Source organism: Anaerobium acetethylicum, assembly GCF_900096945.1.
Lineage (GTDB): Bacteria > Bacillota > Clostridia > Lachnospirales > Lachnospiraceae > Anaerobium > Anaerobium acetethylicum.
This window is the reverse complement of the sequence record NZ_FMKA01000022.1, coordinates 1-15,027: the sequence shown is the minus strand read 5'-3', so window position 1 is coordinate 15,027 and position 15,027 is coordinate 1. Positions and strand designations below refer to the sequence as shown.

Below are 15,027 nucleotides of genomic sequence, written 5' to 3'. Positions count from 1 at the left end.
CCTCTCTAGAATAAAGCATCTTCTTTATTTACTTTTCTGACAATTCCATTGAATATCATAATAATCGTGAATCCTACCACGGACTGGAATGCACTTGCAGCCGATGCCATGGATATGTTGTTGGTCTTCATCAGGCTTCGGTACACATAAGTATCGATAGTCTGCGTCACTGAAAACAGGGTTCCCGAATCCATCGGAACCTGGTAGAACAGGCCGAAATCGGAGTAGAAGATTCTGCCTACCTGAATCAGGACAAGGGTGATGATAGTCGGTTTCAGAAGCGGCAGTGTTATGTGTTTGATCTGCTGCCATCTTCCGCATCCGTCTACATAGGATGCTTCATATAAGTTTCTGTCGATGCTGATGATTGACGACATGAAGATAATGGAACTGTATCCCAGGCCCTTCCATGTGTTTACAAAAACCAGGATAAACGGCCAGTATGCTTTTGATGCATAGAAATTGACTGTCTCTTCATTTGCAAAGATCGTGTTGTTGATCCATCCGGATTCATTGCTTAAAAATCCGTATACGATATAAGCAACTATGATCATGGAGATCAGCTGCGGCAGAAGTATGGTCGTCTGAAAGAACTTCTGAAGCTTTTTCGAAAAGATTTCGCTCAGACAGATTCCCACAAGGATGCCCAGTACATTTCCCACTATGATAAATGTGATGTTATATAAAATCGTGTTTCGTGTGATGATAAATGCATCTTTTGTCGCAAACAGATACTTGAAATTTGCAAATCCGACCCATTCGCTTTCCCATATTCCGACTGCAAAATTGATCTTTTTGAAAGCAAGCACAATGCCCGCCATGGGCAGATAGTTGTTGACCAGAATGTATAAAAGTCCGGGCAGCACCATGAAGTCAAGCGCCGTCAACACCTTCAGCTTATACAGAATTTGCAGGCCTCTGATGACCGAAAACAATCCTGCAGCCATGAGCATCAGCGCTCCATAGCCCATCTTCGGATTTTTGGTATCCACCAGGATCTCGCCCACCTGGTTCGAGAATATCGCCGTACATATTGCCATAACGATACCAAGCATCAGGACGCTTACTCCACCGGATCTCGCTTTCATCTTCTGAAAAAGAACGGCTGTCAATGCCATCAGAAGGGCAGTTACAATCGCAATCCACAATACGGTTGAGGAATCGATCACCACTTTTCCACCCATGATCGTTTTTCCTGACAGCAGTTCAAAACCTGAAATCGTATAAGTATTTCCTTTATATATGTAGGACGCGAATGGAGCGACAAAGCTTGCTAACGCAACCAAAGCTGCGGCAATCAGATCAAAAAGCACTTTACTCTTTTTTTCTGTATGAAATAAACTACCATTTTCCACAATCCTATCTCCTCTCACGCAATCCATAACATTCTCCTTTATGAATGAATTTCAATCCCTTTTAATTGTTGCGGCATATCCGGACTATCCTGATATGCCGCTGTGTTATCTGTTTATTTCTGGTAACTGTTCAGAACCCCTGTCTCACATGTGACTATGAAGGACGTAGTCCTGAATAGTTACTATTTCTGTTCTGCCAGCCATGCATCAAGCTGCGTCTGATATTCTGCGATAACCTTATCCGCACCGGCATCCTTTAAACTCTTGATAAAATCATCATAATATTCGATTGTTGTTCCGCTTTCCAATGTAGGTGCATATTCACTGATTACATTGCTGATTGCTGCAAGTTCATTTGAAATCACTGTCGTATCGCAGCTGAATCCGAGGTAAGGAGACACGCCGCCATCTTTCATCTCTGCTGCTGCTTCTTCTCTGAGGGTTGCAGGTGAACCTTCCCATGGATATACAAGGAACTGGCTGCCATACAGGAAGTCTGCAGTATGATACTGTACGTTATCACGGGTCACGCCCTCAGGAAATGCTGCAACACCGTCTTTTACAACATAATCTCTTCCTTCAACACCCCAGGCAAGGAGATTTGCGATATCTTTGTTTGTATACATCAGGTTCAGGAATTTGACAGCTGCTTCTTTTTCTGTTGCACTTACAGGAACAGCCCAGTCAAATTTTGTACAGCTGTTCGTCGTAATCGGTGCCGTGTTGAGCTTCTGCACTGCCACATCATATCCTGTTGCTCCTTTTTTGGATGACTCGACACCAATCTCGGCCATTCCAACGAATGAGAAAGAAACATTTGATTTCATTAATTCATCACCTGTCTGGTCTGAAGTAGCGGCATCTTTATATACCAGGCCTTCTTCATACCAGTTGTTTACTCTTTCGATCATGGTTTTGTATTCATCTGATTCAAAATAGTTGAATACCTTTCCATCTTCGTCGCATGCAATAAGCTTATAGCCATCGCCAAGTCCGTCATAGGAAGAAGCATCTGCGATGTTTTCTGCATCAAGGAATGACTGTAACACTGAGATGACTGTTCCCTGGGCATCCGTGTTGCTGATACCAGCTATGTCATTGTTTGCTGTAACGGCTTTCATGATATTCTCATATTCTGTCCATGTCTTCATGTTGTTAAAGGCATCAAGCTGCTGTGTGCTCTCAAGCAGGTCTTTTCTTGCAATGATATAGGTGCTTGATACGAGGTTTCTGTAAGCAGGTACCGCATAGATATTTCCCTTTACAGTTGTACCTTTTACCAGATCTCCAACCACATCCTGCATTTCCTTGCCATACTCGTCCAGCAGATCATTCAGAGGAAGCAGCTGATTGTTTGCAGTCAGTGTCACGAAGTTTGAACCCGGAATCGGGGTAGTCATACAGAGATCTACTTTTTCATTTCCGGTAATCGCCAGGTTCAGCTGTTCGGAATAAGAGCCGACTTCCACATAATTCAAGGTTACATGGGTATTGATTTCCTTTTCGGTAATCGCATTGATCTGGTTCTCGACTTCCGTCTTGCCTTCTCCCATGGCTCCAAGGGATAAAACCATGACATTGATCTCAGCCATCTCTTCATCATCTGAAGCTGCTTCTGTTTCTGCCTCAGTATCAGCAGACGTATCCGCCTTCTCTGAATTGCCGCACGCACTTAACATGGTCACTGTCATGGCTGCCACTAAAAGGAGCGCCAATAGCTTTTGAAACTTTTTCATAAATGATACCTCCTAAATTTTTATATTCCCATTATAGTAAATCAGGGCTGCTCCGACACCGTCATCCATAATCAGTTCCATGCAGATTGCCGGCTGTTTTTTCGTGTCTCAGGAGCTTCGGCCCAATACCTTTCAAAAAGGTTCATAATTTTGTTGTAATGTTAACATTTCCATCCTATAATGTTTATATATTCATTTGTTTTTACTTTAAAAATCCACATTCGAGGTGTCCAGTGTATCATTTAACCAAAAACCAGTCCAATAGCAAGGCGATTGTATATAAATTAACAGCTCCGGTAAACTATGCCTCCCAGACCGTTACATTCTTATGTATGCTGACCGGAAATGCCATCATAACGCTGGATCATCAGCTGTTTCATCTTTCAGACAGGGATGTCCTGCTGATTCTGCCCGATAAACCCTATCATCTGGAAAGCGAAGCCTCTGCGTTGATATTAGAACTCCATTTTGACTATCTGTTCTTTAAGGAGGCGTTTTCAGAATCCTACCCACGCATCGTATGCAACTCTGCTGCCGACACGGACCGGGACTATTCTGTCCTGCGCATGTATATTGCACAGATTGCCCTTGTACACTACAGCGACTTATCTGAAAACCGGTTCCATCTGCTGTCCAGCATCTACCAGCTGTTCCATTACATCAGTACCGAATTTGTCGGTCCCATACCGGATCACGACCAGCCAAAAAATAAACAGGAGAAAAAACTTCAGAAGCTGCTCTCCTATCTCCATCAGAATTACCCTACTTCCATCGCACTGCAGGACCTCGCCGATTATATGGAAATTACACCTCAATACCTGGTCCGTTTTATGAAGCAGCACCTGAACCTGACCTTCTACGAGTGCCTGAACCAGATCCGACTCCTGGCCGCGGCGGAACAGCTTCAATATACCTCTATTCCGCCCAATATAATCGCACTGTCCTGTGGATTTCCGAATCTGTCGGCCTTCCAGAAGCTTTTCCTCCATACATACGACCTCAGCCCTTCCGAATACCGGAAGAACCTGGAAGATTCCAGACAGCCCTCCGACTTGAAACAGGACGCTGTGATCAGTGAGCCTGCCCTTGCAAAGGATTTTATCACCGACAATATCCATGCAGCCGACGGCGGCAATTCCATCGCCGAATCATCCCTCAAAGTGGTAGTGGAAGAAACCATTTCCAAGTCAAAACCAATTCGTCCGACCTGGATGGAACTGATTAATCTGGGCTTTCCTCAGAATTTTGAAAAGCCGTCTTTCCGTGAGCATCTGACAGGGCTTCAGTCGGAACTTCATTTCCGGTATGGAAGGATCCAGGGCATCCTCGACCTGATTGACAGCTACAGTTCCGAAGGCACGACCACCTACTCCATGCTCAAGATTTTCCGGATTATCGATTTTCTTCGTTCCATTCATATGTATCCTCTTTTTGATCTTGGAAACAGCTCACATATCATGTATAAAGAACATCAGCATATCGACGAGCTGTCCCTGAACCGGAGCCAGGTGGATTATAACCGGCGCATGAAAGAGTTTCTTCCCGTGCTGATGAAAAACTGCATCAACCGCTACGGTTTCCAGGAGGTCTCTCTATGGAAGTTCGAGTTATGGATGGAATACAACAGCATCATGACCATTATCGAACCCCCTCAGGCCTATGCCGAGCGTTTTCAGTTTGTATACCAGACGATAAAAAGCTTTGTTCCTTCCGCAAAGGTCGGAGGTCCGGGATTCAACACCTTTATCCCGGTCTCCTGTCTGGAATCCACGATCAGGGAACTGATCAGGCGCCATCTGGCACCCGACTTCATCTCCTTCTACCTGTACCCCTACATCCGCCCGGAGACCCCTAAGTTTACGGAATCCGGTGCACCGTTCATATTGCTTTCAAAGGATAAAGATCTCTACAAAAAATACATCAGCCAGATCAGGGCTCTGATCAACAGGCATTTCACAGAAAAGCCGGAACTGTATGCGACTGAATACAGCACCCATATCTCTTCCCGAAATTACATCAACGACTCCACCTACCAGGCTGCCTTTATCGTCAAGGAAACCCTGGATAACTTTTCTGCGGTGGATGCGCTTGGATATTGGACTTTCTCCGATATCTCCATCGAATACGGGGATTCCGCAGATATCCTGTTTGGTGGAAACGGGCTGATGAGCAGAAACGGAATTAAAAAACCAAGCTATTATGCTTTTTTCTTATTGAAGAAGCTTGGTGACCGCCTGATCGGCAAAGGAGACCATTATATCATCACTGCGGAATCCGACCAGAGTTTTCAGATCCTTGCTTATCATTACAGCTATTTTAACGAGCGTTTCTGCAATAACCCGAAAGAATTTGAAATACTGAGGAATCCTTCTTCTGCATTTGAGCCCCTCCCTCCGCTTGATCTGACTTTCCGCCTGAGCGGGCTCCGTGACGGCACCTATACGATACGGCAGAGCACTGTCAATCAAAACCACGGAAATATCCTGCACGAATGGCTCCGGATGGATACGCCCAGGGATCTGAGCAATGACGAGATTGATTATCTGAAGCAGATCAGCATCCCGGACCTCAAGATATCGAAGGCTGAAGTTTCCGATACTTTAGAGTTATCCTGTCACCTGACCATCAACAATATCATTTTATTTGAAATCGATTTTCATCTGTAACCGAATTAAAGAATGGAGGCTATTATGTATCTGTTTTCCCATGTTGCAACCTCGATTGATATGGGGTTTCTCACTATAAAAAGATTTCTTCAATACAGTTCTGACCAGTACCATTTCCGCATGATCTTAAACGGGACCATATCCATGGAAGATGCCGATGGGAAATACATCCTGGAAAAGGATGATATTATCCTGATTCATCCCGGCATCCGGTACAAATTTGATTCTATTTCAGACAATCAGATCCTGGATGTCAGCCTGACCTGCAGCCTCTTCGAGAGCATGATCAGACCGGGCTGTCAGGTTGTATGCAATTCCTCCATCGGACGAAAGAGCGACTATGCGAAATTGAAGAATCTGCTTACGGATATGATCATGGCTTATCAGAAAGAAGATAACAATCTGCAGATGTGTTCCCTTTTATATGCCCTGATAGACTGCGTCAACGAATATCTTCTGGTTCCCATAAGCTCGGAAAACAGTTCCAGCAACGAGCTCCATCATGCTGAACGGATTGCAAAAATCTCCAATTATATCAACACCAATTATATCCTTCCGCTAAATCAGCAGACGCTTGCAGACCATATGTTCCTTACTCCCCAATATCTGTCCAAATTCATCCGGCAGAATTTTGGCATGACCTTCAGCCGCTATCTGAATCAGGTGCGTCTGGAGCACGCCCTGGAAGAACTGAAGGAAACGGATCATTCCGTCACCACGATTGCCTTCAACAACGGCTTTGCAAGCACTACGGCTTTCAATAAGGTATTCAGGGAATTCTACAACACCACTCCCAGCGCATATCGCCAGAATATAATGAAGCCCTCAGACTCCAGTGATACGGCACCCTATAAGCAGGAAACGGATTTGAAAAGCCTGTTCTCCCCAGTCATCGATGCAAAGCAGTCAGGCAGCGGCGTCCATCTGATCACCATGGATACCGCCCGTAGGGAGCCTATGAAATCTCCCTGGCTCCAGATCTTAAATGTCGGACTGGCACAGAATGTATTGTCCCACAATTTTTATGAAATCTTTTTAGAATGTCAGAGCCGTTTTCACTTCCAGTATGCCCGCTTCCAGAATGTATTTTCCGAAAAAATCTTCTACCGCATTCCCGATATGGCCGTTTACGATTTCACGAATTTTGATGATATCATCAATTTATTTTACAGGAACGATATCTGTCCCTTTATAGAATTAGGGAATAAGCCGGATAAGACTTCCTACGATCTTGAACAGGAGCATTCCGTCGAAGACCCGGTAAAGGCATCCGCTGCACTTTCCTACAGGCTGGATGCATTGGAAGCCCTGCTAAAACATAGCATCAACCGTTTTGGCCTTGATTACGTATCCCGCTGGAAATTCGAATTGTGGTCGGAACAGGACGAATATCTGGTTCCGCTGGAAACACCTGAAGAATATCTGGATAAATTTCTGTCCTATAAGGCAGTCATAAAGAAATACCTTCCCACTGCCTGGCTGGGCGGACCGGGATTCAATACCAGCGGATCCATTGAGAATTTCCTTGCTATCCTGAATGCTTTTGTCCGGAAAAAGACTGTCCCCGATTTCATTTCCATCTATCTGTTTCCATACGAGCCAAATATGAATACAGGACCAAAAGACCGTACTGACGACACGCATTTTCAGATTATCTCGCCTGATCCGAACAGGTTCAGACGCACATTCCAGCATATGAAAGGCCTTATCCGGCAGACATTTCCAGCCCGCCTTCCACTCTATGTGACAGAATGCAATTCCAACCTCTCTCCGGAAGTGTTTGTCCCCAACTCTGCCTTTCAGGCAGCCTTTATCTGCAAGAATATGTTGGATCTGCTCCATGATGCAGATGGCATCGGCTATTGGATCTTCACGGACATCTCCAATGAATTTGTAGATCCCAGACCAAATAATACAGCAGGAATCGGGCTGATTGATAATTACGGGATCAAAAAGCCTTCCTATTTCGCCTACGAGTTCTTGTCCAGGCTGGGAAATGAGCTGATCAGCCAGGGACCGGGCCATATCATGACCTCTTCCTATGACAACCAGTATCAGCTGCTTGCTTACAATTACGTGCACTACAACAAATACTATTGCATCAACTGCCGTGAGAAAATCAGCTTCTGGAACACCTACACCGTATTCAGTGAGGCTGAACCGAACAATCTTCAGTTTGAACTGACAAACCTTCCCCAGGGAAGATACAAGATCAGAACCCATATCCTCAACCGTCAGCACGGAAGCTTCCTGGATGAGTGCCTGGAAATTCTCGATCACGGGAATTCCACTCCCGAAGAGCTTCTGTATATGATGCTGAACCTGCAGAAGTCAGAGACGGAATATTATAAAAGCATCTGCATTCCCAGACAGGATATCGCTTATACGAACTGTGAGGATGGAAACATAAGGATTTCGATTACGCTTGATCCCCATGAAGTCGATTATATCAGTATTTCGAGGACGTTATAGTATTGTGCCTTTGTACATAAAAAACATCTGCCAGCTGAACATAAAACTGGCTCTTTATCCGCTTTGGCGCAGCTCCCAAAAGCCATGCCAAAACTGATAAAGAGCCAAAAGAAATCCTACTCTCTCTTACTCAAAAAATACTTCTTTCCCACTTCTTGCTGATTCGTATATCCCTTCAATAATCTGTGTTACTACCATTGCTTCTTCCGGTTTGATAAATGGCTCTTCATCATCACGGATAGCTTTGATGAATTCCTGTGTCTCGCGGTACATCGGCGCTACAGGCCTTATGGCAAACGGTGCTCCGGGGATACTCATATCCGGTTCTGATACATAAGGCTTCCCATGCGCAATACCATTAATGCGGACCCCTCCGTCATTAAACATATCGACGCCTGCTTCCGTTCCGCATAAGGTTGTCTTCATATCGCCACTCAGCATATTAATCAACCATGCCGCTTCCAGATACACTGTCGCGCCATTTTTCATCGTAATGATTGCAAAACCGGAATCTTCCACTTTAAACTCATCTTCTGCCCAGCCACCCCATATATTTCCTTCTGGTTTCTGTGCCATTTTGTGGTAAGTGTGGGCTTTTACACTGGCTGGTTCATAATTATTCATTGTCCACAGTGTCAGGTCAAGTGCATGCGGTGCTCCATCAATTAGTACACCTCCACCATTCTTTCCAGATAAATATTCCCCCCACTTTGGTACTGCTCTGTAGCGGGCAGCATGCGCTTTTGCATAATAGATTTCTCCAAGCTCCCCTTTTTCGCACATTTCCTTAATGTAGAGAGCCTCAGGACGATATCTCCACTGATACCCGACAGTCAGTTTTCGATCTGATGCTTTTGCCGCTGCAATCATTTCTTCGCATTCTGCCTTAGTCGTTGCCATTGGCTTTTCACATAAAACATGGTTTCCAGCCCCTAATGCTGCCACTGTCATTTCGCAATGCAGCGGATTCGGTGTAGCAATAAGGATGATATCCGTGTCTGCTTCTGTCAGCAATTTTTTATAGTCCGAGTATACCTGCGCCTTTTCAAGGCCGAACAATCCTGCCAGTTTTTTTGCCTTTTCCACATCAAGATCGCATAAGGCCGTAATTTCCACATCCTTGTTTGCTATCAAACCTGGAATATGCTTATCTTCGGCAATCCATCCACAGCCGATTAAACCTACTTTGTAAATCGTTTTGTTGTCCTTCATTTTTCTACCTCTTTCTTTTTTTCGATTAAATTAATATCTTATTTTTTGCTTCAATTAACCCTGCCACTGGATTATCATCCGTCATATATTCAAGCCCAATATATCCTTCGTATCCTGTCCTCCCGATTGCCTCAAATACGTTACGGTAATTGATTTCACCTTTTGTAATTTCATTTCTTCCCGGATTGCCAGCAGCATGGAAATGTCCAATCTTATTTATATTTCCCGTTATATTCTGAATGAGATTTCCTTCTGTAATCTGCTGATGATAAATATCAAACAGGATTTTAACATTGCTGCTGCCAATCCTGTCGATTACATCAAAAGCATCTTCTGAAGTGGAAAGATGATATCCTGGATGATTCACCAACAGGTTCAGCGGTTCAATGACCAATGTTATTTTCTCTTTCTCCGCCATCTCTGCCGCCTTTCTCATGGTATCCAAAAAAGTTTCCCTATGCTGTTTTTTGGTGATTTCCTTTGAAAAGCTGTCAAACTCCCAGCCTGCCTGGGCAATCAAAGTCGAACAGTTTAATTTTTTCATTACCACAATGCTTTCCTTTAATCCCTGCAGATATTCTTCCTGAAATTCCTTATCGCCTGGATTTACAAATTTTGTGCAAAACGTTGCTACCTCAAGACCAAGTTCTTTCTGCAGTCTCTGAATTTCTTCAATATCCTTATCCCACCAGGTCCAGAATTCGATAGCCTGATAGCCTGCCTCTTTTACCTTTTTCATTGCATCGGCAAAAGAACCTTTGTTCATAAATACCGCATCTATACATACCGAATATTTCATATATTCCTCCTTTATCAGCCTGCTTTCTAAAGCTCAAGCTTATTGTTTCTAAACTAATAGTAACACCGGAAACTGGATTTTCAGTCGCCTTACATGCTTACTAGTTTCTGTATCAGAAACTTTTTTGGCGGCTCTCGGCTGAGACACCTGATAATGGATAAAATATGGAAACTGTTCATTAGTCCAGTAGTCCGAAATAGTTACAAAATGGTTAGCAAATGGCGAATATGATGTTATAATGATATAGATATCGATATTTTGAATGTCTGATAAATCAAAGCGTTTGTTTAGCGAAAAGTATAATCGCAAAAAAATTATATAAGAGGAGTATTCAAGAATAATGCATGCATTAGAAGGATTGCAGATTTACTATAACAGCAGTAATAAAAGTAACATTTACCACGACGTGGTTGGTATTATATTGAATAATCTGGAAAAAATGGAATCAGCCACAATTTATGAGGTTGCCGAGATATGCTATGTTTCACCGACCACAATCAGCAGATTGAGCAGAAAATTGGGATATCGCAGTTTCCAGGAATTCAAAAGTAATTTAGTTGATTCTGTAAAAAACTACGAAGTTCTGAATCGGTATATATCCTTTAACGATAAGGCGAAATACAAAGATGGAATCACAGCATATCTGGAATTACTGAGTACTCAGATTGAATTACTGAAGTCAGAATTAAATGTAGCAGAACTGGACCGCCGCGCAAGCTGGATTCATTCCTGCAGGAATATCCATTTTTATACAAATGGTATTATTTTTTCAGAATACCGTTTTCAAGGTGATCTTATTATGGCAGGACATGCTACAGAAATCAAAACATCACCGCTTGAGCAAATGGAGGATATCAAAAAACTGGGACCGGAAGACCTTATCATTATGACGCTTCCAGTGGTTCAGGATGCTGTCAGTGTCAATGACATCTTGAAGCGGATAAAAGAAAAGAATGTTCAATTATTTATCTTAACGGATGCACACTATCCTTTATTTCAAAAATACGCGGACGACATTTATTGTTTCGAGGGAGCACTTGGTATAATAGATGATTACCGCTTCTCTATGTATTTGAATCTATTGTCGATACGATTTCGCGAACTCTATTTATAAGGGTATCTGTCTCACTTGGCAATGCGTTAAAGTCCGCCCTGAACATATGCACAGCTTGAAGTCATCGTACAAAACGGGAACAGCCGCAAAATCAATCACTGATTTTGCGGCTGTTCCCGTTTTTTCCATCTTGCATTACTGCTTATTCAATTCTGCTTCTTTAACCACAATCATTAATCTCATTATCTTGGTAAGCAGAGGCATCAAGACCATGCTGACCGGAACTGACATTACAACCGATACAATATAAGTACGCAGGTAGTAGATGCCAAATCCCGAATTGAGGCCATTATTGGCCAATGTAACGAATGTACTCATCACCAGCGGCATACATACTCCGACAGCCATGTTGTATAGCGTATTATATTTCTGCCTGGAAATTTTAATATGTAGATTCAAATTTTTCATATTTTCCTAACATCATTCCTAACTTTTCTTTGTTCTTTTCAATTTTTGGCCCTATCTCAGCCACGAAGTTCTGGATTTCATGGTAATGCTCATCTAATCCGGCCAGGGTATTTCTCGCTCTCTTCTGCTCTGCTTCGCTGAAGGTAACCTTCACTTCATCATTTTCGATAGCGATTTTTCCGCTGATTCCACATATTGGGCATTCCACATCTGTTGTTTTTCCGATTGTAATCAAAGAGTTATGGCATACTGGGCATACGCCTTCCTCTCCCATCCATTCCACTTCGTCATACGGTTTGCCAACGGAGTCGACCATATGTCTGCCTAACTTTCCTACTCTGTCCATTAAATCGTCATCTAAAACAGGGCTCACGATTGTTCCCATATTGTAGGCATCGATCTGTCCGATCGTCTTCATGACAGTAGAAATTCCGAAAATATGCATATTAGGAAGGCCCATGGATACCCAGTTCTGCGTCTTTGCTCCGCCGACTGAGATATAAGCTACATATTTGTCCGCAAGAACGCGTGGATCGAGAAGTTCGACATTGCCTTTCTGGATACGTTTTTCCTGTTCAGCAAGCGCTGCCGCCCTGTCATGGGCTGCTCCGAAACGGTCGATGTAGTTCTTCATCTGTCCGGTCGGCGCAATGGAATATACCGGAGCTGCAACGATAATACCGTCTGCATCTAAAATCGCTTCCTCAAGTTCCAGATAATCATCTTTCAAAATACATTTGATCTGTTTTCCGTTGTCTCTTCCCCTGCTGCAGGCTCCGCATGCGACACAGTGTCCGATTTTCATACTCATTGTATTGATGAATTTTACTTCAGCTCCTGCCGCCTGTGCTTCCATTAAGGCATGCTTTACCATGATATCGCCGTTTTTCGTTTTTCTTCCAAACGAAATTCCTAAAATTTTCATGCTATTTTCTCCATTCGTAGTGTTGGTGGTTTGTTTTGATTTTGGTTTTGGTTTTATTTTTATTTTTGATTTTTATTTTACTTTATTTTTTACTATTATCCTGCCGGATTCCTGGTACTACTTTCGTATTTCCTCTCCCCCGGCCTTTTGTTTCATTAATCTTCGTTCTGATTCATTGGCGGAACCCTGAAGTATGGATGTTTCTGATGTGCAATTACATACGGGGTATTGAAACCGACCTCATCTGCAGGCACATGTCTGCGAAAATCTCCCTTTTCTTCAGCTTCATTCAATATTTTTTCAAACAATGTTTTTCTCACGCCAATTGATGGTTTGATGTGCTCATAAACATCCGGATCCAGGCGGATAGCACCGGTCGGACATATCATAAAGCACCAGGCACATTCGTGATTATCATCACAACAGCAGCCTTCACTGCCAAATTTCTGCGGAGTGCAGCTTAAGTCGATATAATCCATGGTACAGTAATCCATACAGCAGCTGCATTTTGGATAGATGCATTTCTCCGGATCCCTGATAATCTTCCCCTGTGGATTTCCATACTCCAAGAGCATATTTACGATTGCGACTGCCTGATCAGGGTCAATATCATTTTTCGGCATTGGAGGAATCAGCCCTGTCTCTCCTGCTGAAATCCTCCTGCTTCGCAATACCATTTCTTTTCCGAATTCCTTCGCTTCTTCACAATCCTGCTCATCTGGATGGCCTGCTGTATAATAAGGTTCCGGCATTCCAGGCATTACGACATTTCCATACCATCTCGCACTGCCGATAACCGTAAATCCAGCCTTCTTTAAATTAGGCAGTACAACCGGGAAGTAAAATCCCGGCATTGTTCCATGAGTCGCAAAGGAGAATATGTGTTTTCCCTTCTGGTCCGGTGCATTTTCATAAAATCTTCTGATGTTAGGCGGATCCGCCTTCCAAACAGGGCTTCCAAGTCCAATCAGGTCATAGTCCTGCATCATCTCGTAATTCACATGCTTGATACTTTTTATGTCAACAACTTCAGCTGCTCCTCGCGCTCCCTCTGCGATGGAGTGCGCGATTTTTTTTGTATTTCCACTCTGCGAAAAATATATTATCAGAACTTTCATGTCTTTATCTCCTTAGATAATGCGACTTTCTAATTAAATTACAAACTGCTCCATATATTTTTTGCTGAGCTTAAGGCTGTTCATAACCGCTTCCTGGGATCCTTCAAACGCTTTGTCCTCGACTTCGATGCAGGTGCATCCTGTATAACCGATGTCAGTAAGCGCACTTACGTATTTTCCCCAGTCCACGTCTCCAAGGCCTGGAAGCTTTGGTGACATAAAGCTTAACGGATATGCCATGATGCCCACTTCATCAAGCTTGTCTTTGTAGACCTTGATATCCTTATAATGCACGTGGAAAATCTTATCCTTGAACTCATAGATCGGTTTGATATAGTCGATCATCTGCCATACAAAATGAGAAGGATCATAATTCAAACCAAAGTATTCGCTTGGAATGATTGCGAAAAGCTCTTTCCAGATTTTCGGAGTGGTCGCAAGATTCTGACCGCCCGGCCACTGGTCAGCTCCGAACAGCATCGGACAATTTTCGATCGCAACCTTAACCTTATGCTCTTCTGCCAGCTTAATGATCGGAGGCCAGATTTCCTTGAACAGTTCGAGATTTTCTTCCACCGTTTTCGTCTGGTCCCTGCCGATAAAAGTGGTCACCATTCCGATTCCAAGGCGGCTGCTTGCCACGATCAGTTTTTTCAGATGTTCAATCGCTGCATTCCTTTTTTCCAGATCCCCGTCCATTGCGTTGGGATAATATGCCAGTGAAGAAATCTGTACATTTTTCTTTGCGCAGTAGTCATTGATATACGCAATCTTTTCTTCGCTCAAATCATCTGCATTTATATGGCTCACGCCCGCATAACGGCGTTCCGCCTTTCCCTGCGGCCAGCACGCCAGCTCCACGCACCCGAACCCAAGTTCGCTCGCCGTATCGATTACTTCTTCAAAACTGCTCTGATCCAATATTGCACTTACAAACCCTAATTTCATATTCGTCCTCCTGTTCTATCTCTATCTCTATCTCTATCTCTAATTCTGATTCTGATTTTAATTCAAATTCTAATTATAAATTTAATTCTGACTCTTACTTTACATTAGCGTATCAAACCCCTGTGTAACGTCCGGCGTCGTCAATTTTCACACCTTCGCCAGCAATCAAACAGTGATGAAAAACATGATTCAATGAGCAGCTTTATGAAGACGTTGGTACTTAGGACGCGTACTCTGCGTCCTTACGTACCACTACGTCTTCATCTAAGCGAGA

General features: G+C 43.4%; 11 protein-coding genes. 3 read left to right on the top strand and 8 right to left on the bottom strand.

Annotated features, from left to right (window positions below):
- Nucleotides 1-5: 5 nt before the first annotated feature.
- Nucleotides 6-1,382, bottom strand: a complete 1,377-nt coding sequence (locus tag BJR36_RS20975) for an ABC transporter permease subunit (RefSeq protein WP_330387940.1) — start codon at nt 1,380-1,382, stop codon at nt 6-8.
- A 155-nt stretch (nt 1,383-1,537) separates the two neighbouring features.
- Nucleotides 1,538-3,091 (bottom strand): extracellular solute-binding protein, encoded by a 1,554-nt coding sequence (locus BJR36_RS14270; protein ID WP_091235552.1) that lies wholly within the window; start codon nt 3,089-3,091, stop codon nt 1,538-1,540.
- A 233-nt stretch (nt 3,092-3,324) separates the two neighbouring features.
- Here BJR36_RS14270 and BJR36_RS14265 point away from each other — a divergent pair, with 233 nt between their 5' ends.
- Both BJR36_RS14265 and BJR36_RS14260 read left to right on the top strand, forming a co-directional pair.
- Complete coding sequence (locus tag BJR36_RS14265) at nt 3,325-5,757, top strand: GH39 family glycosyl hydrolase (protein ID WP_169823711.1); 2,433 nt, start codon at nt 3,325-3,327, stop codon at nt 5,755-5,757.
- Nucleotides 5,758-5,781: 24 nt separating this feature from the next.
- Nucleotides 5,782-8,229: a GH39 family glycosyl hydrolase gene (locus BJR36_RS14260; RefSeq protein WP_169823710.1), complete on the top strand. Its 2,448-nt coding sequence runs from the start codon at nt 5,782-5,784 to the stop codon at nt 8,227-8,229.
- A 126-nt stretch (nt 8,230-8,355) separates the two neighbouring features.
- Here BJR36_RS14260 and BJR36_RS14255 read toward each other — a convergent pair whose 3' ends face one another.
- A complete protein-coding gene (locus BJR36_RS14255) occupies nt 8,356-9,441 on the bottom strand; it encodes a Gfo/Idh/MocA family protein (RefSeq protein WP_091235546.1) in 1,086 nt (361 codons plus the stop codon).
- 25 nt (nt 9,442-9,466) lie between these two features.
- The gene (locus BJR36_RS14250) at nt 9,467-10,240 is read right to left on the bottom strand and encodes a hydroxypyruvate isomerase family protein (protein ID WP_091235545.1); all 774 of its coding nucleotides are present in this window, start codon (nt 10,238-10,240) and stop codon (nt 9,467-9,469) included.
- A 340-nt stretch (nt 10,241-10,580) separates the two neighbouring features.
- Between BJR36_RS14250 and BJR36_RS14245 the strand changes: the two genes are divergently transcribed.
- Nucleotides 10,581-11,354, top strand: a complete 774-nt coding sequence (locus BJR36_RS14245) for a MurR/RpiR family transcriptional regulator (RefSeq protein WP_091235543.1) — start codon at nt 10,581-10,583, stop codon at nt 11,352-11,354.
- A gap of 135 nt (nt 11,355-11,489) precedes the next feature.
- On the opposite strand, the gene BJR36_RS14240 is transcribed toward BJR36_RS14245, so the two are convergent.
- From BJR36_RS14240 to BJR36_RS14225, 4 genes are all read right to left on the bottom strand, one after another.
- Complete coding sequence (locus BJR36_RS14240) at nt 11,490-11,684, bottom strand: DUF2798 domain-containing protein (RefSeq protein ID WP_207648878.1); 195 nt, start codon at nt 11,682-11,684, stop codon at nt 11,490-11,492.
- A 52-nt stretch (nt 11,685-11,736) separates the two neighbouring features.
- The gene (locus tag BJR36_RS14235) at nt 11,737-12,687 is read right to left on the bottom strand and encodes a flavodoxin family protein (RefSeq protein ID WP_091235540.1); all 951 of its coding nucleotides are present in this window, start codon (nt 12,685-12,687) and stop codon (nt 11,737-11,739) included.
- 155 nt (nt 12,688-12,842) lie between these two features.
- On the bottom strand, nt 12,843-13,805 hold the full coding sequence (locus BJR36_RS14230; RefSeq protein ID WP_091235538.1) for an EFR1 family ferrodoxin: 963 nt from the start codon (nt 13,803-13,805) through the stop codon (nt 12,843-12,845).
- 33 nt (nt 13,806-13,838) lie between these two features.
- Nucleotides 13,839-14,753: a sugar phosphate isomerase/epimerase family protein gene (locus tag BJR36_RS14225; protein WP_091235537.1), complete on the bottom strand. Its 915-nt coding sequence runs from the start codon at nt 14,751-14,753 to the stop codon at nt 13,839-13,841.
- Between the last annotated feature and the right edge of the window lie 274 nt (nt 14,754-15,027).